The organism is Lentibacillus sp. JNUCC-1 (assembly GCF_009741735.1).
Lineage (GTDB): Bacteria > Bacillota > Bacilli > Bacillales > Amphibacillaceae > Lentibacillus_B.
Genome location: NZ_WHOH01000003.1, coordinates 992,479 through 1,013,772 on the forward strand (window position 1 = coordinate 992,479; position 21,294 = coordinate 1,013,772).

The 21,294-nt window shown below is 41.7% G+C and carries 26 protein-coding genes; 22 read left to right on the top strand and 4 right to left on the bottom strand.

Features of this window, described 5'->3' with window-relative positions:
- Positions 1 to 19 precede the first annotated feature (19 nt).
- From JNUCC1_RS15480 to JNUCC1_RS15495, 4 genes are read left to right on the top strand one after another with little or no spacing between them, the layout of a single operon-like run.
- Positions 20 to 382, top strand: a complete 363-nt coding sequence (locus tag JNUCC1_RS15480; protein WP_156646298.1) for a hypothetical protein — start codon at positions 20 to 22, stop codon at positions 380 to 382.
- Positions 383 to 408: 26 nt separating this feature from the next.
- Positions 409 to 582 carry a hypothetical protein gene (locus JNUCC1_RS15485; RefSeq protein ID WP_156646300.1) on the top strand — a complete coding sequence of 58 codons (174 nt, stop codon included), beginning with the start codon at positions 409 to 411 and terminating at the stop codon, positions 580 to 582.
- 15 nt (positions 583 to 597) lie between these two features.
- Complete coding sequence (locus JNUCC1_RS15490) at positions 598 to 3,915, top strand: phage tail tape measure protein (protein WP_156646302.1); 3,318 nt, start codon at positions 598 to 600, stop codon at positions 3,913 to 3,915.
- Complete coding sequence (locus tag JNUCC1_RS15495) at positions 3,915 to 4,088, top strand: hypothetical protein (protein ID WP_156646304.1); 174 nt, start codon at positions 3,915 to 3,917, stop codon at positions 4,086 to 4,088. Before JNUCC1_RS15490 ends, JNUCC1_RS15495 begins: the two co-directional genes overlap by 1 nt.
- Here the strand turns inward: JNUCC1_RS15495 and JNUCC1_RS15500 are convergent.
- Complete coding sequence (locus tag JNUCC1_RS15500) at positions 4,081 to 4,269, bottom strand: hypothetical protein (RefSeq protein WP_156646306.1); 189 nt, start codon at positions 4,267 to 4,269, stop codon at positions 4,081 to 4,083. The genes JNUCC1_RS15495 and JNUCC1_RS15500 overlap by 8 nt on opposite strands.
- 72 nt (positions 4,270 to 4,341) lie before the next feature.
- On the opposite strand from JNUCC1_RS15500, the gene JNUCC1_RS15505 reads away from it, so the two are divergent.
- The 8 genes from JNUCC1_RS15505 to JNUCC1_RS19080 all read left to right on the top strand — a co-directional run bounded on the left by JNUCC1_RS15505 (position 4,342) and on the right by JNUCC1_RS19080 (position 12,458).
- Positions 4,342 to 5,784 (top strand): distal tail protein Dit, encoded by a 1,443-nt coding sequence (locus tag JNUCC1_RS15505; protein WP_156646308.1) that lies wholly within the window; start codon positions 4,342 to 4,344, stop codon positions 5,782 to 5,784.
- A 14-nt stretch (positions 5,785 to 5,798) separates the two neighbouring features.
- Complete coding sequence (locus JNUCC1_RS15510) at positions 5,799 to 9,818, top strand: phage tail spike protein (protein ID WP_156646310.1); 4,020 nt, start codon at positions 5,799 to 5,801, stop codon at positions 9,816 to 9,818.
- Positions 9,818 to 10,000 carry a hypothetical protein gene (locus JNUCC1_RS15515; protein ID WP_156646326.1) on the top strand — a complete coding sequence of 61 codons (183 nt, stop codon included), beginning with the start codon at positions 9,818 to 9,820 and terminating at the stop codon, positions 9,998 to 10,000. The genes JNUCC1_RS15510 and JNUCC1_RS15515 overlap by 1 nt, the downstream gene beginning before the upstream one ends.
- Complete coding sequence (locus JNUCC1_RS15520; RefSeq protein ID WP_156646328.1) at positions 9,987 to 10,202, top strand: hypothetical protein; 216 nt, start codon at positions 9,987 to 9,989, stop codon at positions 10,200 to 10,202. Before JNUCC1_RS15515 ends, JNUCC1_RS15520 begins: the two co-directional genes overlap by 14 nt.
- Positions 10,203 to 10,239: 37 nt before the next feature.
- Positions 10,240 to 10,509 carry a DUF3675 domain-containing protein gene (locus JNUCC1_RS15525; RefSeq protein WP_231784248.1) on the top strand — a complete coding sequence of 90 codons (270 nt, stop codon included), beginning with the start codon at positions 10,240 to 10,242 and terminating at the stop codon, positions 10,507 to 10,509.
- 305 nt (positions 10,510 to 10,814) lie between these two features.
- Complete coding sequence (locus JNUCC1_RS15530; RefSeq protein ID WP_156646332.1) at positions 10,815 to 11,162, top strand: hypothetical protein; 348 nt, start codon at positions 10,815 to 10,817, stop codon at positions 11,160 to 11,162.
- A 16-nt stretch (positions 11,163 to 11,178) separates the two neighbouring features.
- Positions 11,179 to 11,436, top strand: coding sequence for a holin (locus JNUCC1_RS15535; protein WP_156647155.1), 258 nt, complete (start codon positions 11,179 to 11,181; stop codon positions 11,434 to 11,436).
- Positions 11,436 to 12,458, top strand: a complete 1,023-nt coding sequence (locus JNUCC1_RS19080; RefSeq protein WP_269448177.1) for an N-acetylmuramoyl-L-alanine amidase — start codon at positions 11,436 to 11,438, stop codon at positions 12,456 to 12,458. The genes JNUCC1_RS15535 and JNUCC1_RS19080 overlap by 1 nt, the downstream gene beginning before the upstream one ends.
- A 179-nt stretch (positions 12,459 to 12,637) precedes the next feature.
- On the opposite strand, the gene JNUCC1_RS15555 is transcribed toward JNUCC1_RS19080, so the two are convergent.
- Positions 12,638 to 12,838 carry a hypothetical protein gene (locus tag JNUCC1_RS15555; RefSeq protein ID WP_156646334.1) on the bottom strand — a complete coding sequence of 67 codons (201 nt, stop codon included), beginning with the start codon at positions 12,836 to 12,838 and terminating at the stop codon, positions 12,638 to 12,640.
- A 369-nt stretch (positions 12,839 to 13,207) separates the two neighbouring features.
- Between JNUCC1_RS15555 and JNUCC1_RS15560 the strand changes: the two genes are divergently transcribed.
- A complete protein-coding gene (locus JNUCC1_RS15560) occupies positions 13,208 to 13,864 on the top strand; it encodes a hypothetical protein (protein ID WP_156646335.1) in 657 nt (218 codons plus the stop codon).
- Positions 13,857 to 14,279: a hypothetical protein gene (locus JNUCC1_RS15565; RefSeq protein ID WP_156646337.1), complete on the top strand. Its 423-nt coding sequence runs from the start codon at positions 13,857 to 13,859 to the stop codon at positions 14,277 to 14,279. The genes JNUCC1_RS15560 and JNUCC1_RS15565 overlap by 8 nt, the downstream gene beginning before the upstream one ends.
- A gap of 106 nt (positions 14,280 to 14,385) precedes the next feature.
- Here JNUCC1_RS15565 and JNUCC1_RS15570 read toward each other — a convergent pair whose 3' ends face one another.
- Both JNUCC1_RS15570 and JNUCC1_RS15575 read right to left on the bottom strand, forming a co-directional pair.
- Positions 14,386 to 14,721, bottom strand: a complete 336-nt coding sequence (locus tag JNUCC1_RS15570) for a hypothetical protein (protein ID WP_156646339.1) — start codon at positions 14,719 to 14,721, stop codon at positions 14,386 to 14,388.
- Between the two features lie 68 nt (positions 14,722 to 14,789).
- A complete protein-coding gene (locus JNUCC1_RS15575; protein WP_156646341.1) occupies positions 14,790 to 15,074 on the bottom strand; it encodes a hypothetical protein in 285 nt (94 codons plus the stop codon).
- A 458-nt stretch (positions 15,075 to 15,532) separates the two neighbouring features.
- Between JNUCC1_RS15575 and JNUCC1_RS15580 the strand changes: the two genes are divergently transcribed.
- The 8 genes from JNUCC1_RS15580 to JNUCC1_RS15615 all read left to right on the top strand — a co-directional run bounded on the left by JNUCC1_RS15580 (position 15,533) and on the right by JNUCC1_RS15615 (position 21,239).
- Positions 15,533 to 16,573, top strand: a complete 1,041-nt coding sequence (locus tag JNUCC1_RS15580; RefSeq protein ID WP_156646343.1) for a rod shape-determining protein — start codon at positions 15,533 to 15,535, stop codon at positions 16,571 to 16,573.
- Positions 16,574 to 16,585: 12 nt separating this feature from the next.
- Positions 16,586 to 17,461 carry a rod shape-determining protein MreC gene (gene mreC / locus JNUCC1_RS15585; RefSeq protein WP_156646345.1) on the top strand — a complete coding sequence of 292 codons (876 nt, stop codon included), beginning with the start codon at positions 16,586 to 16,588 and terminating at the stop codon, positions 17,459 to 17,461.
- Positions 17,458 to 17,973, top strand: a complete 516-nt coding sequence (mreD, locus tag JNUCC1_RS15590) for a rod shape-determining protein MreD (RefSeq protein WP_156646347.1) — start codon at positions 17,458 to 17,460, stop codon at positions 17,971 to 17,973. Before mreC ends, mreD begins: the two co-directional genes overlap by 4 nt.
- 48 nt (positions 17,974 to 18,021) lie before the next feature.
- A complete protein-coding gene (minC, locus tag JNUCC1_RS15595) occupies positions 18,022 to 18,708 on the top strand; it encodes a septum site-determining protein MinC (protein ID WP_156647156.1) in 687 nt (228 codons plus the stop codon).
- Positions 18,701 to 19,501 carry a septum site-determining protein MinD gene (minD, locus tag JNUCC1_RS15600; protein ID WP_156646349.1) on the top strand — a complete coding sequence of 267 codons (801 nt, stop codon included), beginning with the start codon at positions 18,701 to 18,703 and terminating at the stop codon, positions 19,499 to 19,501. Before minC ends, minD begins: the two co-directional genes overlap by 8 nt.
- A 115-nt stretch (positions 19,502 to 19,616) precedes the next feature.
- Complete coding sequence (locus JNUCC1_RS15605) at positions 19,617 to 20,063, top strand: hypothetical protein (RefSeq protein WP_156646351.1); 447 nt, start codon at positions 19,617 to 19,619, stop codon at positions 20,061 to 20,063.
- Positions 20,057 to 20,389 (top strand): peptidoglycan DD-metalloendopeptidase family protein, encoded by a 333-nt coding sequence (locus JNUCC1_RS15610; protein WP_156646353.1) that lies wholly within the window; start codon positions 20,057 to 20,059, stop codon positions 20,387 to 20,389. The genes JNUCC1_RS15605 and JNUCC1_RS15610 overlap by 7 nt, the downstream gene beginning before the upstream one ends.
- Positions 20,376 to 21,239: a M50 family metallopeptidase gene (locus JNUCC1_RS15615; protein ID WP_156646355.1), complete on the top strand. Its 864-nt coding sequence runs from the start codon at positions 20,376 to 20,378 to the stop codon at positions 21,237 to 21,239. Before JNUCC1_RS15610 ends, JNUCC1_RS15615 begins: the two co-directional genes overlap by 14 nt.
- The last annotated feature ends 55 nt before the right edge of the window (positions 21,240 to 21,294 follow it).

The window sequence follows — 21,294 nt, forward strand, 5'->3', positions numbered from 1 at the left end:
ATCTATTGGAGGTGTAATTATGGATAAAGGGCTCAAGAGAGACCTACAACACGAACCCGAAGAAGTTATCATAACTCTCGACAAGGAAAGAACGTTTCGACTTGATCTGAACGCTTATTTTGAAATCGACATGCTATATGAAGATAAGCAAAAAACATACCACCACGTGGAAGCCGATCTGCTACAAATGCGCCCATATGCTGTACGTGCATTTTTGTGGGCAGGTTTACTGCATGAGGACCCCGAATTAACACTCGAAGAAGTCGGAAAACACATCGACATACACAATATCCAAGAATACGCAACAGTTATTTATGAAATCATACTAGGCGATCAACCCGAAACAAAACCTCAAGAAGAAAATAAAGCTAAAAAAAAATAAAATGGCAGCATCATGATTGGGAATTAATGTTTGCATTTTACACGGAAATTTTAAAAAAGGACGAACAAGAATTTTGGATATTAAGTATGAGGCGACTGATCGCTCTATTTGAAATGAGAGATAGACGTGATAAACGAATGAAACAAGAAAAAGAAAAGGCGAAACAACAAAATGCGCTTGCCCAAATGCGGGCGTTGTAAAAGGCAGGTGAGAACATGGCAAAAGACGTTATCGCTGATTTAGTCGCGCAAATATCCATTGACGGTACTCAATTTCAAAAGGGTATGGGCCAAGTTAACCGACAACTAAAAACTGTGCAAGAAGAACTTAAATCTGCTCGTAGTCGATTCCGTCAGACAGGTGATGCAACTGATTTACTTGGCAATAGGCAAACAGCGTTGTCCGGTAAACTACAACTGCAAAAAACAAGATTAGATCTGTTGAAGCGCGCATATGAGGAATCTAAGAATTCAACAGATCAATATTCGAGCCGTACACAAGGGCTTGCAACGCAACTTGAAAAAGCCAAACGTGAGTTATCCGAAACAGAACACGAATTGGAACAGGTAAATCGAGAGCTTGCTGCAGGTAAGTGGAAACAATACGGAGAGCAATTAGACAATGCTGGAAGGAAACTTCAAAACGCCGGACGTAGCATGTCGCAGTTCGGTAAGTCCTACACAACAAGAGTAACAGCCCCTATCTTAGCTGGTGGAGCGGCTGTTTTTAAATTGGCTTCTGATTGGGAGGCCAGTTGGGTGGGCGTCGAAAAGGTTATAGATGGAACTGACGATCAACTATTAACTTTGCGCGACAATTTAAGAGGCATGACAAAAGAAATGCCTGCTACTCACAAAGAGATTGCTAATGTTGCCGCTTCAGCTGGTCAGTTGGGCATCGAGACAGAGAACATTGAAGAATTTTCAAAGGTCATGCTTAATTTGGGCGTAGCTACTAATATGACAGCGGACCAGGCAGCGACGTCCCTAGCTAGACTTGCTAACATCACGAACATGTCGGCGGATGATTATGACCGATTAGGCGCGACAATCGTCGGCTTAGGAAATAATCTCGCTACAACTGAACAAGAAATCGTAGATATGGGATTGCGATTGGCCGGTGCTGGAGATCAAATTGGTTTAACTCAACACCAAACGCTGGCATTTGCTGGCGCTTTGTCTAGCGTCGGTATTGCGGCTGAAGCTGGTGGTTCTGCATTTTCTAAAGTTATGGTTAATATGCAACTTGCCGCAGAAAAGGGCGGCGAAGAACTTGATGCGTTCGCGAAAGTCGCCGGTGTGTCTGCTGAAGATTTCAGAAAATCATTCCAAGAAGATGCTGCAGGAGCGATGATCACATTCATCGAAGGTCTTTCCACGGCAGAAGAACGTGGACTGTCAGCTATTGGAATTCTTGATGATATGGGAATATCCGAGGTGCGCATGCGTGATGCGTTATTGCGAGCCGCCGGAGCAAGCGACCTGTTTGCTGAATCCCTTGACATCGGGTCAAAGTCTTGGGAAGAAAACCTTGCGCTGACCGAAGAAGCGGAAAAACGCTATGGAACAACAGAGTCACAATTAAAGATACTCTTGAACCGTATCAAAGATATAGGAATCACGTTAGGCAACGCATTAATACCTGCTGTCATGGATGCGCTAGATGCCGCGGAACCTTTGATTGATAAAATTGAATCGGGCGCTCAAGCGTTTGCTGACATGTCCGAAGAAGAACAACGCACAGTGTTGAAAACCATCGCTCTTGTAGCAGCAGCCGGCCCTGCTATTATGGTTATGGGTAACTTGACAACAGCTGTGGGTGGGGTTGCTAGAGCGGCTGGGTTGCTATCGAAAACTCTTGGTGTTGTTCGCGGTGCTGGATTGCTTGCTAGATTGGGAGGTCTCAGCGTCGCGGGCCCTGTCGGTTTAGCAATCGCAGGTGTCGGAGGTCTGGTGTATGCCATCACAAAGTTAACCGATGACAGTCTTGATTTGCACGATGTTAATTATGACGTGATCAGCAGTGTTAAAGATGAGATTGAAGCAATCGACGATTTGACTGGTCGTTTTGATGAGTTGCAAAACAAGAATCGTCTCTCAACTGATGAAATGATGCGCTATATGGATGTGTTAACTGAATTAGAAAGCGCACAAGCTGCTGATAAAATCAAAGCACTTACAGAGGAACAGGAAAAATTACTCGAAAAATCCGGTCTTACCAATAAAGAAATGGACGAGTTTTTAAATTTGAACGATCAGGTGATTGAAAAATCTCCCGATACCACACAGTCGATCAGCGAACAAGGTAATGCTTATGCGGAAAACACACAAGCCCTTAAAGACCTCAACGAAGAAAAGCGGAAAGAACTTCTCATCAATGCCGAAAGAGAATTGATCAACGCTTTGGAAAATGAAGTTAAATTAATTGAACGTGAAAAAGAACTTACACAAGAAGTTCGTGACATTAATAATGAGATTGAGGAAAACAAGCGCAGACGCATTGAAGTGGGCAACTTGTTAAACGTTGAATCAGAGAAACTAAGAGATATTCAACAAAAAATAAACGAATACGAATATGACGGCACTCAAGAGTCCATGCGCAAAAAAGAAAACCTGGAAATGCAAAAGCGCGAACAAATGGAAATTGTTAATGAGATCCGTAATGAAAACGAACAACTTGACCACACTTACGATGCGCTGGTTAATAAGCTCAATAAAAAAGGTGAAGACCTAGATGTCACCCGTGAAGAAATGCGAGAGATAGACACGCTTAAATACCAATATGAAAACCTCATCTTATCTCAGGCCGACATCACTGCTGAAAAAGGCAAAGGTATCGAGAAAATAGAACAAGAAATAGAAAAGGTCAAACAGGCAAAAAAGGAACTTGATAACCAATTTAAAGGACAAAAGAAAAACACTGAGGCTTATCGAGATCAAAACCGAGACTTGAATACGCAATTATCCAGGCTCGAAACCGCAAGGGGAAAACTCAGTGACATCAACGAACTTGCTGGTCAGACTGTGTACGACAAGCGTGTTGACATAAAACCTAACCCGTCAATCAGTAGGTTTAACCAACAAATTGGTTCTGCTGTCGCCAAACGTGTAACGTTGCATACGGCAGGTGCGGGTATTGCCCCCATGTATGCCGAGGGTACAGACAGTCACCCTGGCGGCCCAGCAATAGCTGGGGAGTTAGGTCCTGAATTAGCGAGGCATAACAATAAATGGGCCATGCTTGATTTTGGATTGTATGATTTGCCAAGACGAACTCAAGTTTTCACACATGATGATACCAAACGTATGTTGGGCGCTTTGAACAATATCCCCGCATATGCCGGTGGGGTAGGAACAACCGGAAAAGCTGATCAGTTCATTAAAGACTTGCAACCACGGCAAATGCAAGGCGAAGTTACTATCTATACCACTGTCGTAAACGAAATGGACGGCAGGGAATTAAGCAGACGAACTTATAAGCACACACAAGAGTTCATTGATCGAGACAAGAAAAGGGAGGGGGATTTTGCATAATGGATAAAGAAATCATGAAAGGTTTAATTCACATGCTGACGAACAGGGTTGAACGATTAGAAGATATGGTGGATGCACTCGCCGAAGAAAGACGAAGTGCATCCAGAGACGCTTTTTATGAATCGAAAGAGTACTTCAACAAAGAGTTAAGAGAACTGGATAAGTTTATCTGAAGCTCCTCTTAACTTTCTCATCTCTTTCATAATGCTCAATCACGTCTTTCCATATTCGTTTTGAAAGGGTTCTTGAATCAAGAACTTGATTGAGTATGTCAGATATGGCATTTTCCAATTCAGGGTTGTCCACACCGTGTTTTGAGAACGCCTCTTTGACGTTATTTTGAATATCGTCCATTTTTATCACCTCCCTTCAACCTACAATGTTCGACAGGGAAGTTATATATTCCTTCAAGAAAGGAGGAAACGCATGAAATCCTTAAAATTTAACAGCATTAAGAAACCATGGATCTATCTGCTGAAAGGCAGACAAAAAGCCCCTTTTGCGGCGATGAGACGAAATACAATTACAGTTATGGGCATGCCGGGCGCGCACTTAACAAGTACGGAAATAGACCCTATCGTCATTAGACAGCCTGTGGGATTTGTCGTAAATGATGACGAACACGAATTGCAGATTAAGGATGAGTTAGCATCTTGGCTGTACACTGAAGAACCTGTGCCACTGGAGTTTGATGACGAGCCTGGACGCACATATTATGCAGTCGTTCAAAATACATTGAGTGACTTTGAAAAATTTGCAGAGTTAAGGCAAGGAACGGTTGAATTTCTGATATTGGATCCCTATGGTTACGGCCCAGAAGAAACCGAAACTTTCACAGCAGACACCACCATGATCATCAACCCAGGCACAGCACCCGCAGACCCGATATTCGAGTTAGAAGTGCTGCAACCCGTCACATTCGCAATGATCAGCAATGGCGATCAATACAACATGATCGGGGAGCCTTTGGATGTGGAAAGTCAGTCGCCATTTCAAAAATATGAACGCGTATTTCATTCATCCGGAAACAATTTAACGGGGTGGACAACCGCAAGCGCGGGCGAGGTTGATGGCATCATTGCGGGAGAAATGACAACGGACGGAAGCGTGTTTAAAGCGGCGGACTATGGAACAGGTGAATCATGGCACGGCCCGGCGATCAGGGCGACGCTGCCGAGCACTTTGAAAAACTTCTGCGTGGAAGCTAAAGTCAAGTTTATGAATGGCGACAGCAAGGACATCGGACGCGTGGAAGTTTATATGCTGGATGCAGTCGGCAATCAAATCTGCAAAATGGCTCTGAAAGATACAGTCGGCGGTCGATCTGAAACGTTTGGAGAGGCACGTGTTGGCAACAGCGAGGACAACGAGTTTTTAATATCGAAAAGCAATAACGGCCCCGATCATCCATGGACGTGGAACGAGTTCGAGGGCGTTTTGCGTATCGAAAGAGACAAAGATTTATGGACTGCCTATATCGCGAAAGTCGATCCTGTGACAGGCAAGCACCATTCAAGACGATCAGTATCTATGCCGGACTATGAGGGTAAATACTTGCAATCCGTGGCGCAGGTGGTTGTACATGTTGCTCAAAACGGAGATTATCAAACGCCAGTGCAGGCCATTGACGAGGTGTCTGTTTACAAGATTAATTTAGCGGATTTAGGCATCCCTTATATTGCCGATGCAGGGGATACGATCACGTTTGACCATGAGAGTGATGAGCTGCTCATTAATGGTGAGAACTTTAAGAGCCGGCATGCTTTTGGTGGGCAGTTTTTTGAGTTGGAATCAGGCAATAACCAACTAGTCGTACATCCGGAAAGCAGCTTTAATGCATCTGTTAAATATAGACCACGGTACAGGTAGGAGGTGAACAATCTATGACAATCATACACATCACAGACGGTCAATCCAACAAGATACTAGATTTTATCACAGCACCGAATATCCTAGACAACAACCACCGTAAATCGCTTAAAGACAACCTTGAAACATTCGATTTTGAAACATTCGGCGACAGATCGTTTTCCGGACATCTCGGACAGTTAAACCGGGTCATCATTCCCGAAGAGGACGGCGCGTATCAAGAGTTTGTCATCCACGAATCAGGTAAATATCACGGTGCCGACGGATTAAAAGCCGAGGTGTTTTCTAACGCAAGCTATTTGCTCCTGAAACAAGCCAAGGTCATCGATCCAAACAAGACATCTGCCCTGACTGCCGAGCAACACGCCGCAGAATTTCTATCTGGAACCGAATGGAAGCCGGGGAATGTCGTATTTAAAGGCGTGCGCACACTCACGTTTGAGAAGCACACGAATCCTTTTGCGGCTTTGAAAAAGATGGCGAGGGAGTTTGGGCTAGAACTAAAATTCCGTGTCGAAATCAAGGGCGGTCGTATTGTTGGCAGGTATGTAGACTTGGTTGAGCGTATCGGCAAGTGGCGCGGGCGTGAGGTTGAGTTTGGCAAGGATTTAGCCAAGATTAAGCGGATTGAAAAGACTGATAATATCGTCACCGCACTGAAAGGTATCGGCCCCGAACGTGATGACGGCTCTCGCCTTGAAGTTATTGTTGAGGATAAAGACGCTCTTGCTCGGTGGGGCAGAAATGGTCAACATCTGATCGAGGTGTACGAGCCACAGTCCACCGACCAGGGCATGACCGAGGAGCAGCTGATCCAATACACTAGGACAGAATTAAACAAGCGCATTAATGCCGTGGTGGAATACGAGGCGGAGATTATCGACCTTGAAAATATGCTAGGATACGAGCATGAGAGGATACGCCATGGCGACACGATCAGGATTAAGGATACGAGCTTTGAGCCGCCCCTCTATCTCGAGGCACGTGTGCATCTGCAGGATAGGGACATCAAAGCTGAGGATAGAAAGACCGTACAGCTTGGAGACTATGTGGAATATACCGAGGATGAAGTCAATGCTATTTGGAAACAATTTCGTGATCAAATTCGCGACAAAATCAGCAATGCCGAGCTTATCGAATACACGTACAACAAGCTGACCATTGATGATAAGGACGAGGTTGTGTTTGAGGAAGGAAAAACATTCGCACAGCTCCGGGCGGATAAAGCACAAGAGGCAGCTGAAGCAGTTGCCGTGGCAAAAGCGGAACTCGCTGAAACGGAAGCAAAAGCATACGCCGATGGTGAAGTCTCGAAAGAAGAAGCGCGAGCAATTGAGGACGCCGAACAGAAGCTGAAAGAAGCCAAAAAAGACGCTGAACAGAAAGCGCAAGCTGCAGAAAATGCGGCAATTGGATACACGGAAGATTATGCGGAGAAAAAGCGCATTGAATCTAACGCCCCACCCGCTGATCAATCAGCACTATGGATTGACACTTCTATTACGCCGAACGTCATTAAAAGGCATGACGGCATATCGTGGATTAAGTTAAGCCCCACAGAAGCCGCGGAAATTGGCGCGGAAACTCCTGACGGTGCGCAGTCTAAAGCAGATGGCGCAGAATCCAGTGCTAAGGGATATGCTGACAGCCAAGATGGCATTTTAAAAACAGCTGTAGAAGGCTATGCGGATACTGTTTCTGGTCAAGCTGAATCTAACGCGAAGTCACACGCTGATACAGTCTCACAACAAGCCGAGACACGCGCCAAGAACTATGCGGTAGCCAAGACTGTTTACGATAATAAGATGACCGAGATCGCGAATGATCTAAGCGACAAAGCGGGCATTTCTTATGTCGATGGACAGCTACAACTTAAACAGGGCGCCATACCTCAACAACCAACAGCCCCATCTAGTCCAAGCGTTGGCATGTTGTGGCTTGATACATCTAAGATACCTAACATAATGAAGCGTTATACAGGAACTGGGTGGGATAAGGCTTCACCTACTGAAGCGGGTGAGGTCGGATCTTATACGATTGCAGAGATCGACAACAAGATTAATAATGTCGTTAGTGTGACCGAATATAATGCGGATATGGACGGAGTTGTCAGTCGGCTGGATACCCAATCAACGCAGATCGGGCAGAACGAAACTGCTATAGGATTAAAAGCCAATCAGTCGGAAGTCGATACGATTAGCGGGAAGGTGTCGGACAACAGTGCTGCCTTGACCGTACAGGCAGATGAGATTGCTAGTAAGGTCGATTCGACAACTTACACTAGTGGGATTAAGGACGCAAAAAGCCACGCCGACAGTGCGGCAAGTAGTGCTGAATCGGCAGCGAAATCTCATGCGGATACGAAGGCAAGTCAGGCGGAAGAGAACGCAAAGGGGTACACGGATAAATCCTTAACTATAGAAGATTATCCAGGAACAATGAAAGCCTTTAATAACCTAGCATCGTTAGCATCCCGGAGTTCGAGTACAAAAGGGGTAATGCTCATAAAAACTCCTATTGACCGTAGGGTTATGACGAGAGTTAAAATAAGTGGTTATAATTATCGCACAGATAACTCGGATGTAGATTTAACAATCTCTTTCTATAACTACACTACTTCTATACTAAATCATTCGTACCAAAACACCGGGACTAAATCGATTGACAAAGTTAGGATAGGCAGAGATGCAAACGATAGAGTGGTTATTATTCTAGGACTTGACTCTACTTTATGGAAATATCCGGCGTTCACAGTAGATAAAGCTATTATGTCTTACTCTACAGCCCCCGATAGTTATAAAGATGGATGGGATATGGAAATATCGGCAAGCATCCCGAAAGACATTACGAAAATTACAACCGTAAAAGGTTCTGATTATGATTCAAGAGTCGAAAAAGCCGAAACATCCATCACACAAAACGCCAATGCGATCACACAACGCGCAACCAAAACGGAATTAAACACGTTGACCGGGCGAGTATCCGATGCTGAATCGAGTATCACGCAAAATGCGAATAAAATAACGTCTAAAGTTTCACAGACGGACTTCAATACACTGTCTGGGCGCGTCTCAACCGCAGAATCCGAAATCATCCAAAACGCCGACAGCATCAAGACGAAAGTCACCGACAGTGAAGCCCGTTCCATTTTCACGCAAGAGGCTAACAGTTTTACGTTTGATGCTGACCAGATTAATTTCACTGGGCATGTGTTTGGGGAGGATGCGACTTTTGCAGGGGACCTTGTTGGCAACACATTCACATCCTCGTACAGCGAGTCGGTAGAGCAATTAACGACAACATACTCAACAAGCTTTGATGCTGATGGGTTTTACACGGAAGAAGAGATAAATTTAGCAGGCAACATATCAGGTGATTTTGCTGAAGTAAAGCATGGGTCTGTGAATCTTGGAACCGTGCAAAGAGGTGGTAGGAACACGTTCATGATTATCTCTCAAAACGAGATAAAAACTAGCAGAGACCTAGCTATTGAAGCAAACAGGCTGACACTCAGAACAGCCGCATCTTCCGCTAACGAAGGTTTTGATTTCGAGACGAGAGACTCTCCGCACCATGGTTTTATAAGTTCGGGTGACGTTGGTCTTAAATTTACCAATTCAGGCATCAACCAATTACAAGCCAGGCTTGCAAACGATAACACGTATGCCGAATTTGCCGCGGCTGACTTTAGAACACCATATGGAAAAGCTGACATCGTTGTAGACGAGAGCATTGGGGCCAACAGTGGGTATATCAGATATGACAACGGCTTGCAGATTTGTTGGGAAACAGACACTAGCTCAATTGAAACTTCTAGCAGTATTGGAGGTATAGCTTACACAAGCAAGTCTTTTACCTTCCCGAAATCATTCAGGTTTACACCAACAATATCAGATGCCTCCCGAAGAGACGCAGGGTTGATGTGGGGAGGTGTTAGAACCTTTAGCACCACAGGGTGTTCTGTATATGTGTTAGCCCCAAACACGGGAATAACAGGGTATCCAGGGTATGTTGCAATTGGGAGGTGGAAATAATGCAGGACATCAACAACGTCATTAAAAAGATAAACACTGGATGGGCAAATGATTTGTCTAATGCTAAAACAGGTTTAGCAGTGGCAGAGGAAAAAGCTGAAAGGCTAGAATCCGAAAACGCTAGACTGCAAGAGGAATTGAATAAACTTAAAAAGGAGATTGATAATAATGATGACGATTAATATCACGAGCGTCAATGTACGATATGCGGAGGGTGCTGCAGACAGTGTTCAGGTGCATTTCTCGGCCTATGACGATCAGCGGACGATTAACGTAAATGGCTACATCCCATTGACAGCTGCAGAGTATGAGGGTAATGAGTCATTGTCAGCTCTCGAGGGGCTTGTCCGGCAGGAAGTGTCGAGTAAGATTAAGGCTGCTTAAAATTTTCGGGGGATTTTAAAGGGAATTTTACCTTCTTATGGAAAGGGAAGATAAGGAGGTGATAATTGTGAGGGTATTATATTTTGCAAAGGCTGTCGCATACGTAGGATTAGCTTTATTTATATACGCTAAATTTATTGGCCCTGAGGGTCTCGCAGATGTTCTGAGAATAGATAATCCATCAGACGAGGGTTTGCGTATAGCAGGTATGCTATTACCTAAATATGTTATTATTTGGACCATTGTTACGGTAGTTTTAGAAGCAATCAGTAACTTCATAAGCTTCTTTGAAGGAAAAAAGAAATAATTGAAGAAGCAGGACTTTTGCCCATTCTTGTCGAAATGAGTAGATGAGAAAGGGGTGAAATGATGAAAAACTTCATTGTGACAATTAGATATGATAATGACCAAACAGATTCAATTACTGTATCCACTAATCTAAAACAAAACGCTGAAAGTAAAGTGGCATCGAAACAATGGGTTAAATGTGAAGAATCAGGAAGGTTCATAAACATGATGAAAGTAAAGTGGTTTCAGGTAGAAGAAATTAATTAATTATGAGCACTCCAAAAGGGGTGCTTTTTCTTATGTCGGAACGTTAGGGGGTCGAGGATGCCATCAAATGTAGACAGGGAAGTGGAGGACATGGAAAAGTTTATGTCGATACTCATGGATGTGAAGGTGTCGCTCGCTGAACAAAATGGAAAACTGGACAATCTTCTCGATATGAAAGAACAGATAAAAGAGACAGCAGAAATAGCAACCAATGCAGATTATAGGTCAACCACTAACAAAGAAGCCATAGACAAGATGAGCAAAGCCGTTAGAGAAAAAGCTTCAAAAGACGATGTTGAGAAGATTGTTAAACAACGAGAAAATACATTTAAAAATCTACCGTCATGGATAGCGTTAGCTATTTCCTTGGCGGTTTTTATTTTAACTTATTTAGGAGGTCAATAACATGGAAAACGAAGTTATGCAACAAACACTAATCTTTGCCACGATCATAGCACCGGTCGTGGCCGCGCTCGTAGAACTGGTCAAGAAAACGGTCAAGGTCAAAAAGAATTATCTGCCCGCAGTCAGTCTTTTGATCGGCTTGATCATCGGTATCCTTGCCTATCCGTTTACAGACATGGAGCTTGCTTTACGATTGTGGGCTGGCGGATTTGCGGGACTTGCCGGTACAGGTTTGTTTGAGTTGATTAAACAGCGGCAAGGAGTGAGTAAATAATGTCATTACTAATCATAGACGGTGGACACGGTGGCATGGATCCGGGCGGCGGTTCTAACAGTCATTTCAAAGAAAAAGATAAGGTACTTGAAATCTCTTTATATCAGGAAAAGCGGTTTAAAGAATTGGGCGTGAGTGTGGCCATGACACGCCGATCTGATAAGCATCTACCATCTGGCCCCAGAACAAAGATCGTCCGGGATAGCGGTGCAAAGTATTGCATCTCTAACCACATTAATGCCGGTGGCGGTCAAGGTGCAGAGACGATCCACTCAATCCATTCTAATGGAAAGCTGGCACATCGGATTGCTGATGCTCTCGCTGCAGTTGGGCAAAACACCCGCCGGGTATTTACCCGTAAATGGGGGAGCAATGACTACTACTATATGCATCGGGAAACCGGCAGCGTTGAAACGATCATCGTTGAATATGGTTTTGCTGACAATAAGACTGACTCAGACCGTATTCTAAAACACTGGAAAACGTATGCTGAGGCGGTCGTCAAGGCTTTTTGCGAGCATATTGGTCATAAGTATGTAGCACCTGGACAAGACATTGAAGCGGACCATGTGAGCAATCCTAAACCTAAACCAAATAAGCCTTCATCCAAATGGCAAAAGGTGACCGGCAACTGGACCGGACAAGCTCTCAGAAAAGGCCAGTACGGCAAACCTGTTGGGCAGATGCAGTCAATGCTCGCTAACAATAACCCGCCATTCTATCCGGAAAAAGGAGCCAAGAACAACGGTGTGGATGAGTACTTTGGAGACAAGACAGCGGATGCCGTGGGGCGTTTTCAATCCTATTATGGTTTGACGGTTGACCAGATTCCCGGACCTAAAACCTATGCTAAACTCAAAGGAAGTAAACCTGCAGCATCTAAACCGTCATACGTCGGAAAGCGTGTTGAGTCTAAACACAGCGGCAATTTACGATTTTATTCTAAAGCGTCCTGGTCAGACAGTCATGTGGCCGGGTATCTCAAAAAGGGTACGGCTTCCCGACGATTGTTTCTAAGGTAAAGGTCGGGTCAGGGCATCAATACAAAGTACGAAACAGTAAAGGTGCCACGTATTATATAACGGCATCGAGTAAATATGTAAAAGTCGTATAAAAAAGCCACCTCACATAGAGGCGGCAATGGAAGTAGGGGGTTGGCTTATGTAGCTTACCCTCTTCTTTATTTTGTTCAAATTCATCGTTACTTATTCATGTTATAAACAATTACTTCACTAGAAAGATCCGCGCACAACTTCTCACATTCTGCACCAGTCAGTTTGTCTTTAAAGCGTATTTCTGACAGCCCAGCATCTGTAAAACCATCCTCATAGTAGTTCTCCAACTCATCCATCTCTCTTGCGGATCCAAACCCCACCAAGTGTCCAGGTAGTATTTTTTCCATTAAAACCCCTCCTCATAACTATAATCGAAAAAAGTTACGATAAGGAGGCATTTTATTTTAAATAAATATGTTGTTCTTAAATAAAAATGTAAAACATGATTATTGAAGAGGAATAAGTTGAACAAGAGAAAGTTTTTATTTGTCACTATTTTTTTACATTTCGCATCAAAGTTTATTGCTCGGGTAAAAATATCATCTTTATGTTTTAATTATTACCAATTAGTGGTATCCTTTAAATGAAGGTAACTATTCATTGGATAAATTACTACTAATTAAAACACCTTAGGCTTCTTATAACTTGTATATTTTACTTTTTATAAACAGCCCGTATGAAGGTGTTTTATTAATTGCACAATAGGGGGTGTAATTGTGTTAAACTCTAACACTAGGAAAAAATCATTAAGTGGTTGGTTAAAAAACAATTATGAACAGGAATTTTCAAATGGATTGAAGTTACAAAAGTTTTTGTTTTTTTATGAAGCGCTTTCTAAAATCGACAATGACGACTATGACTTCAATTATTTAAAAGGTTACAAAAGAGGACCAGTATTTAGTAATGTATATGGTGATTATACGTACAGGAAAGATGAGTTTATTAATGCAGCAGATGAGGCATACCAATTAAAACCCGAGTTGATCAATGAAGAGAGAGCAAGATTCTCCGGTTTCTTAACTAGAGTTTTAAATGAAGAGGAATTGTCAGATTTAACTCATGAGATGAATATATGGAATGAAAAAGAACTCGAAATAATGAGTGAGGTAAAGCAAATTCCGCTTAATGAAGACGATTTAAATGAAAACGATGTTTCTCTTATGGAAACATTAAGACAAACTTATCCTTCTAACTTCATAAATTCTACTGTTGTTATAGAAGTTGAAGATAAGAGTTTCGTAATAGACAAAGATGATTTCAATAAATTAACTGAAGAACAACAAAATCTATTACTAACATTGTCTGATAATGACGAATTAGAGAATCCAGTGTATGTTAAAATATCTGAAGATGGGGTGCTTTTGGTTGATTGATGAAAAGAATGTAATCAGAATGAGGGTTCCGTTTCCTGATATAGACTCAGGTTTAGCAGCTCGCCCTCATATGTATATATGTCTTAAAAGCGGAACCCAAAAAGAATTTATTAAATGTCAGACATTTAAGCCACGTCATTTGTTCCGTAATAAAGCTCCTCATAATTATTTAATTGAAGACCCCGACATCGACAGAAACCCTTTTTATGACAAAACGACTATAGACTGTGATAAGTCATTTGGGGTAGAAAATGTGACAGTGGATAAATCATTAATAACTGATAAAAGAGAAGACGTGTGTGATGCATTGTTTAGGGGTGTTAAACATAAAATAAATCATAGTAATTTTGTAACGAACTTTTTGGATATTGCCCCTTTACTTACTATAAATAGTAAAATAACTAGCAACCAATAATAAGAATGTGATTTATTACAAATAGGGATACTACATAAGAAATTACATAATACGAAATGAATAAAAGGGCCTTACCTTAATTGGCCCTTTTGTTTTAATATGTTAATCACCACATCCTCTCCTTTTCTTCAGCTTCCACGGTAAACATATATTGTCTAAGCAATCTTGACACCAACGCCTTAATTTCATCAGCAGTATATTCAATAATTTCTCCATCCACTTTATACTTCAAACTACTTATCTTTTTTACCTCACTATGGTGTTTAGAAATCATGTCTTTTTTCAGCTGGTAAAAGTCATTCACTAATCGCTCTATAATCGCGTCAAGCTTATCAAGGTAAACATTTTGCATTTTGAATTTCTTAAACTGCTCCTGGTCTTGCTTTAATATGTTGATGGCCATAGGCATTGTAATAAACTTATCTATTGTTTGTTTATCCATTCTATCACCTCATAAAGAACATTTGTTCTTATTATATAATGAAGTGATAAAGATATACAATGGAAAACTTATCTTATAAACCACTTATAATTCTTTTTTAAATAAGGCACGAGCATATGCAGCGTGTCTTCGAGAAAAATAGGCAAAGGCTTACGATATTCATCTAATATTATAAATGGTCCTTGCAGCTGAGTCGGTTTAATTTCCGGATGCCAAAACACATACCAGTATTCATTTATTTCTTTTGCGCTGAGATCGATGAACAGTTCGTCTATGCAGTCAATATAATCTACATGGACTATATAACTGTATGGATTGAAGCGCTTGGATAGTTCTTGAAGGTATTTTTCCAATTAATCACCTTTTTAAATTTGATAATACATAATTCGACATGTGATCAGAAGAATCCTTTAAAGTAATACAATTTTTTATGATCCATAAAAGCATCACACGAATATCACACAAACATCACAGGAAAAAATAAAAATACGAAATTCAATGAACAAAAAATTCGCTTCTCCCATCTCTAATAACTGACACATCCACAAAACACTCCTAGAAGAAACTGCAAAAAAACACTTACAAGATACTTATAACACTATCAATTTGCTTTGTTTTCTCGTATAATTGAATAGACAACCTATTGTTGGCGTCGAATTTTCATTAATACACATTTTGAGTCCATCTCATAGCGAACGTGTGGACGTATCTTAATGAAAAAAGGCGCCTGTTGTATTACATAAAATATAACCATTAAACAAAGCTTAACAGTATATATTGGATGAGCGGCAGAAGGAAAGGAAGATAAAGTTTGGGTATTTTTAACTTTTCACAAGATCTCGGTGTTGATTTGGGCACCGCAAATACATTGGTGTTCATTAAGGGGAAAGGTGTTGTATTAAGAGAACCCTCTGTAGTAGCAAAAAATCTGGAAACAGGACAAGTGGAAGCTGTTGGTGGCTCTGCCAGGAACATGATTGGAAGAACGCCCGGAAACATTTCTGTTATAAGACCAATGAAGGACGGTGTCATCGCTGACTATGATACAACTGCAGTGATGATGAAATACTTTATAAAGAAAGCGATGCGAAAACGATCATTAATGGCCAGAAAGCCTAACGTCATGATTTGTGTGCCATCAGGAATTACAATGGTTGAAGAGCGGGCTGTCATTGATGCATCTAAACAGGCTGGTGCGAAAGACGCTTTCCCCATTGCAGAGCCTTTTGCAGCTGCAATCGGCTGCGGGCTTCCTGTCTGGGAGCCGACGGGAAGTATGATCGTGGATATTGGTGGCGGAACCACTGAAGTTGCTGTTATTTCGCTTGGAGGCATTGTTACCAGTCGATCAATTCGCACTGCTGGAGATAATATGGACGATGCTATTATTAACTATATTCGAAAGCATTACAATTTGATGATCGGGGAACGTTCCGCTGAATCTATTAAGATGGATATTGGAAGAGCAGGAGAAATCACTCAGGATGAAGAAATGGATATCAGAGGACGTGATTTGTTAAGCGGTCTTCCAAAAACCATTACGATTCAAACTTCTGAAATTGTTAAAGCATTGAAAGAAACAGTTGATTCGATCATTAGTGCTGTAAAGGACACTTTAGAACAAACACCGCCTGAATTGGCTGCAGATATTATGGACCGCGGAATCGTGCTTTCGGGTGGCGGGGCGCTACTCACTAATCTGGATCAGGTGATCAGTAACGAGACCCAAATGCCGGTATTTGTAGCCGAAAACCCGTTGGACAGTGTTGCTTTGGGGACAGGAAAATCGCTTGATTATATACAGCATTTTAGAACCCACCCAAATGTCTCAACACGATCCACTACAGACTAAGTAGGTGCAGCCATGAATTTTTTTCGTAAAAAAAGATTATTTGTATTCTTGATCGGGATAATTATTCTGGTCGTTATGATTGGTTTTTCCATCAATGATCGTGACCATTTGACCACACCCGAACAATTCGTTAATGATACTATAGGATGGGCGCAAAGCGCTATTCATGCTCCAGTTGATTTTGTAACAACTTTTTTTGAAGATATAGATGAAATTAAAAAGACTTACGAAGAGAACAAAATCCTTAAAGAAAAACTTGCCGAGAATAAAAATTTAATTTATGAAGTCCAGGAAATTAAGAAAGAGAATGCTGAACTTAGGGAAACACTTGATAAAACAGAAAGCATACGCGATTATGAACCCATTCAGGCAACTGTTATAGCCCGGTCACCTGAGCGCTGGATTGAGCAAATCAAACTTAATAAAGGCAAGCAAGCAGGCATTCAACCCAATATGGCAGTTATTACAGCAGATGGGATGATTGGTAAAGTCCAAACAGCATCAGAGTTTACATCAACTGTTCAGCTGCTGACGGGTTTTGATCAGCTCAACCGGATTTCGGCTACCATCGCCCGAGAAGATGCTCCTGATATTTTTGGGCTAATTGAAGGGTATGACCGAAAAACGGATACCCTTATGTTTAAAATGATTGAGCATTCAGGGGAAAAGCTTGAAAAAGGAGAGCTTGTCGTATCATCCGGGATGGGAGGGGTATTTCCTGCCGGATTAACAATCGGAGAGGTAAAAGATGTGGTACCGGACCAATATGGTCTCACAAATACGGCGCTGGTTGAACCTGCTGCAAATATGTATGATGTGAATAACGTTATCGTCGTCAGTCGGACGATGGTAGGCAAACGAGAAGAAAATGAGGAGGGGGCTGAATGAAACATTTATACGTCCCTTTATGCTTATTTGTATTCCTCGTGTTTGAAGGCGTTGCTTTTGAGTTGCTCCCCGCCAGTATTGTGTCTGGTAAATCCATTATTGTTCCGCACTGGATTTTGATTTTGATTGTGTTTATAAGTTTGTTTTATGTCAGAGAAAAGAGTCTGCTGAGTGTTGGATATGCACTGGTGTTTGGCTTTTTGATCGATATTGCTTATACTGGAATCCTGGGCGTGTATATGTTCGGTTATGGCGCTGCGATTTATGTTGTTTATAGTTTGATGAAATATTTACAAACAAACATATATTCCGCCATTTTGCATGGAACAATCGCTGTTATTATATCTGATGTGTTAATTGGTATAATCTACGAGATGGTTGGCCTAACCAATATTTCAATTCCTGATTACTTAATTATGCGGCTTATTCCAACCGTATTGGCAAATCTTGTCTTTTTAATTGTGTTATACCCCGTTATGAAAAACCTGCTGATTAAATGGGGAACTGATTAGCAGGTTAAGTGATCAGGGTTGCCTGGGGGAGGACATGAGGTGAACAACATGGTACAAAATGATCAGATTATAATAATTAAGGGAACGAAAGATGGGCTGACCATTTTTATAGATGATGGTTGTTCATTTGAAGATGCCTTAAAAGAACTTGAAGAAAAAGTTTCCGTGAAAGACCCTGTTACAGATAGTCCTTCTGTCAAAGTATCTGTGAAACTGGGAAAACGATATATTAACCATGAACAACATGAAAAACTGTCATCGGTTCTAAATCATCAAAATAATATGCAGTTAGAAACCATTGATTCTGAGGTGGTACTTAAAGAAGATGCGCTAGCCTGGAAAGAAGAAAGTGATGTCAAAGTTATACACAGAATGATTAGGTCCGGACAAATATTGAACGTTACCGGGGATCTTTTGCTAGTAGGTGATGTGAATCCGGGTGGCAAGGTAACTGCATCAGGAAACATATATGTTATGGGCCGACTGGCGGGTATTGCACATGCTGGCACCACAGGAGATCAAGATGTGATCATTGCGGCCTCTTATATGAAACCGACCCAACTCCGTATAGCAGATTACATAAGCAGGGCACCTGACTATGAATCAGATGGGGTTTACATGGAATGCGGATTCGTGGAGCCGGAGCGAAATAAAATAGTCATTGATCAATTACGTGCGATCAAGAAGCACCATAAAGATCTGAGCGGATTTGAAAGGAGAATGTACAATGGGTGAGGCAATCGTCATTACGTCAGGAAAAGGCGGCGTCGGGAAAACGACAACAACAGCTAACATTGGTACAGCACTTGCTTTGATGGATAAGAAAGTGTGCTTGATGGATACAGACATTGGCCTTCGAAACCTTGATGTCATAATGGGGCTTGAGAATCGCATTATTTACGATATTGTTGATGTCATTGAGGGACGTTGCAAGCTTCAGCAGGCATTAATAAGAGACAAGCGCTTTAATGAACTGTCTTTGTTGCCCGCCGCTCAGACGACGGATAAATCAGCCATCACAAGTGAGGGCATGAAAACGTTAGTGGAAGAATTGAAACAAACCTATGATTATATCGTAATTGATTGCCCCGCAGGTATTGAACAGGGCTTCCAAAACGCGATAGCCGGGGCGGATAAGGCAATCGTTGTCACCACCCCTGAAAAGTCAAGCGTACGTGATGCTGACCGAATTATTGGCCTTCTTGAAAAGGAAACCCATATTGATCCGCCAAACCTTGTGATCAATAGGATTCGTAATCATATGATGAAGAGCGGGGACATGCTGGATATTGAGGATATTGTCCAAATATTATCCATTGATCTTATTGGAATTGTCATTGATGATGATGAAGTCATCAAAGCCTCAAACCAAGGCGAGCCCGTCGCTTTCCAACCGAATTCAAAAGCATCCATCGCCTATCGCAATATTGCCAGGCGTATGCTGGGTGAAACGGTGCCATTGCAATCGCTTGAAGAAGAAAAAGGTATGTTGCAAAAGGTGAAGCAATTTTTTGGAATGCGTTCTTAACCAACAAATAATATCCCAGAAGACTTAGACCATTTTTAGGTTTAAGTCTTTTTTACGTCTACTTTACACTTAACCCTCATAGACTTGTACAAATGTGCCAAATGGGGATGTGATCATGATGAATGAAAATATTAGAAAAGTACGCAAATCCATTGAAAACCGAAAAAAGCAACGAAAAACACCTGGAAGCACGAATCATTCGAACGCGTATCGCATGTATGCTTCTTTGCCTCAAGAAGAAGAAAAACATGGCTATTTTCCTCTGTTTCCTTCCTCATCGTCGAAACAAAGAAAAAAAGGTAAAGACGCTTATATAACAGGGTTTATTTTAAAAGGCGTTTTGGCCTTAGGGCTATTTTTAAGTACAGCACTCATCATGGAAACAGAAAAGTCCATGTTTACAGAGCCTAAACAATGGACAAGTTCAGCGCTTTCGCAGGAGTTTCCGTTTGCCCGTGTGAATCAGTGGTATCAAGAATCCTTCGGCACACCTCTTGCTTTTGAAAGTAAAAAAGTTACAGATAACAAAGAGATGGCTCTGCCTGCGGGGGGCATGTGGTAGAGACCTTTCAGACACATGGTTCCGGGATTTTAATTGCACCTGAAGACACGACAAAGGTCTCCGCTTTAAAATCGGGTGTGATTATATTTGCAGGCAATGACCGTAAAACAGGTAAAACGATTGTGGTGCAGCACGCTGATAATAGTCTTTCAACATATGGTTATTTAAGTTCTATTGATGTTCACGTCTACCAATCTGTCCAGGCGCAAGAACATTTGGGTGTGTTTGAACCAAAGACAAACATGGAAAACTTGTATTTTGCCATTGAAAAAGATAACAAACCAATAGATCCTGTTCAGGTGATTCAAGTTGATGACCGTCCTTAAATCTTTGCCACCTATTCATATCCACCCAATCATGATTTTATTTATATTGATATCTATTATTACAGGCACGTTTGTCCAGCTTTTGATCATTTTTACCATTGTATTGCTTCACGAAATGGGTCATTATAGTATGGCCCGTTTTTTCAAATGGCGCATTAAAGGTATTGTGCTTTGGATTTTTGGCGGTGTTATGGAGACGGATGAACATACAACAAAGCCCTCTTATGAAGAAGTGCTCGTTACCCTTGCCGGACCCTTTCAGCATGTGCTGATATATTTTTTAACACTATTAGCAGCTTCATTTGATCTATTTCCACACTCAATAAATGAGTCGATTTTATATTATAATGGTGTCATTTTGTTATTTAACCTATTGCCTATCTGGCCTTTAGATGGCGGCAAGCTGCTGCTTATTTTATTATCTATCCATTGGCCTTATAAACGGGCACATCAGCTAACGGTTATGTTTTCTACGCTTGCCGTGGTAATGCTGATCATCGGGTATACACTTATGGCGCCATTTACGCTTGGCGTTTATGTGATCGCCGTTTTTCTGCTGATTGAAAACCATGTGGAACGTAAACGCCATTCCTACATCTTTCTTCGGTTTTTATTGAACCGTTATGAAAATAATGGACACATAAGAGGTGTCAGCGCGATAGAAGTTCCCTCCCACAGCTTGGTTACGGATGTTTTTGCTTTATTTAAACGTGAAAAAAGGCATCAAATCTATATTGTCTTTCCTGATCAAACCCGTAAAATGGTGGATGAAACAGAATGCCTCCGTTCTTATTTTTATGATAAACGCCATGACCGCCAGATGGCAGATATCGCTTTTCATCTTCCATAAGAATTCTAAGCTCATTTCAAAGACAGTTGACAGGCTTAGAATTTCATGGTAACAT

Bases quoted from the DNA above. Each gene is read 5' to 3' on its own strand.
- JNUCC1_RS15530 (WP_156646332.1), top strand. From the start codon at position 10,815: ATGCCATCAAATGTAGACAGGGAAGTGGAGGACATGGAAAAGTTTATG.
- JNUCC1_RS15510 (WP_156646310.1), top strand. From the start codon at position 5,799: ATGACAATCATACACATCACAGACGGTCAATCCAACAAGATACTAGAT.
- minC (WP_156647156.1), top strand. From the start codon at position 18,022: ATGGTACAAAATGATCAGATTATAATAATTAAGGGAACGAAAGATGGG.
- JNUCC1_RS15515 (WP_156646326.1), top strand. From the start codon at position 9,818: ATGCAGGACATCAACAACGTCATTAAAAAGATAAACACTGGATGGGCA.
- JNUCC1_RS15570 (WP_156646339.1), bottom strand. From the start codon at position 14,721: ATGGATAAACAAACAATAGATAAGTTTATTACAATGCCTATGGCCATC.
- JNUCC1_RS15520 (WP_156646328.1), top strand. From the start codon at position 9,987: ATGATGACGATTAATATCACGAGCGTCAATGTACGATATGCGGAGGGT.
- JNUCC1_RS15525 (WP_231784248.1), top strand. From the start codon at position 10,240: ATGGAAAGGGAAGATAAGGAGGTGATAATTGTGAGGGTATTATATTTT.
- JNUCC1_RS15495 (WP_156646304.1), top strand. From the start codon at position 3,915: ATGGATAAAGAAATCATGAAAGGTTTAATTCACATGCTGACGAACAGG.
- JNUCC1_RS15500 (WP_156646306.1), bottom strand. From the start codon at position 4,269: ATGGACGATATTCAAAATAACGTCAAAGAGGCGTTCTCAAAACACGGT.
- mreD (WP_156646347.1), top strand. From the start codon at position 17,458: ATGAAACATTTATACGTCCCTTTATGCTTATTTGTATTCCTCGTGTTT.
- JNUCC1_RS15480 (WP_156646298.1), top strand. From the start codon at position 20: ATGGATAAAGGGCTCAAGAGAGACCTACAACACGAACCCGAAGAAGTT.
- mreC (WP_156646345.1), top strand. From the start codon at position 16,586: ATGAATTTTTTTCGTAAAAAAAGATTATTTGTATTCTTGATCGGGATA.
- JNUCC1_RS15605 (WP_156646351.1), top strand. From the start codon at position 19,617: ATGATGAATGAAAATATTAGAAAAGTACGCAAATCCATTGAAAACCGA.
- minD (WP_156646349.1), top strand. From the start codon at position 18,701: ATGGGTGAGGCAATCGTCATTACGTCAGGAAAAGGCGGCGTCGGGAAA.
- JNUCC1_RS15505 (WP_156646308.1), top strand. From the start codon at position 4,342: ATGAAATCCTTAAAATTTAACAGCATTAAGAAACCATGGATCTATCTG.
- JNUCC1_RS15490 (WP_156646302.1), top strand. From the start codon at position 598: ATGGCAAAAGACGTTATCGCTGATTTAGTCGCGCAAATATCCATTGAC.
- JNUCC1_RS15555 (WP_156646334.1), bottom strand. From the start codon at position 12,838: ATGGAAAAAATACTACCTGGACACTTGGTGGGGTTTGGATCCGCAAGA.
- JNUCC1_RS15615 (WP_156646355.1), top strand. From the start codon at position 20,376: ATGACCGTCCTTAAATCTTTGCCACCTATTCATATCCACCCAATCATG.
- JNUCC1_RS15535 (WP_156647155.1), top strand. From the start codon at position 11,179: ATGCAACAAACACTAATCTTTGCCACGATCATAGCACCGGTCGTGGCC.
- JNUCC1_RS15485 (WP_156646300.1), top strand. From the start codon at position 409: ATGTTTGCATTTTACACGGAAATTTTAAAAAAGGACGAACAAGAATTT.
- JNUCC1_RS19080 (WP_269448177.1), top strand. From the start codon at position 11,436: ATGTCATTACTAATCATAGACGGTGGACACGGTGGCATGGATCCGGGC.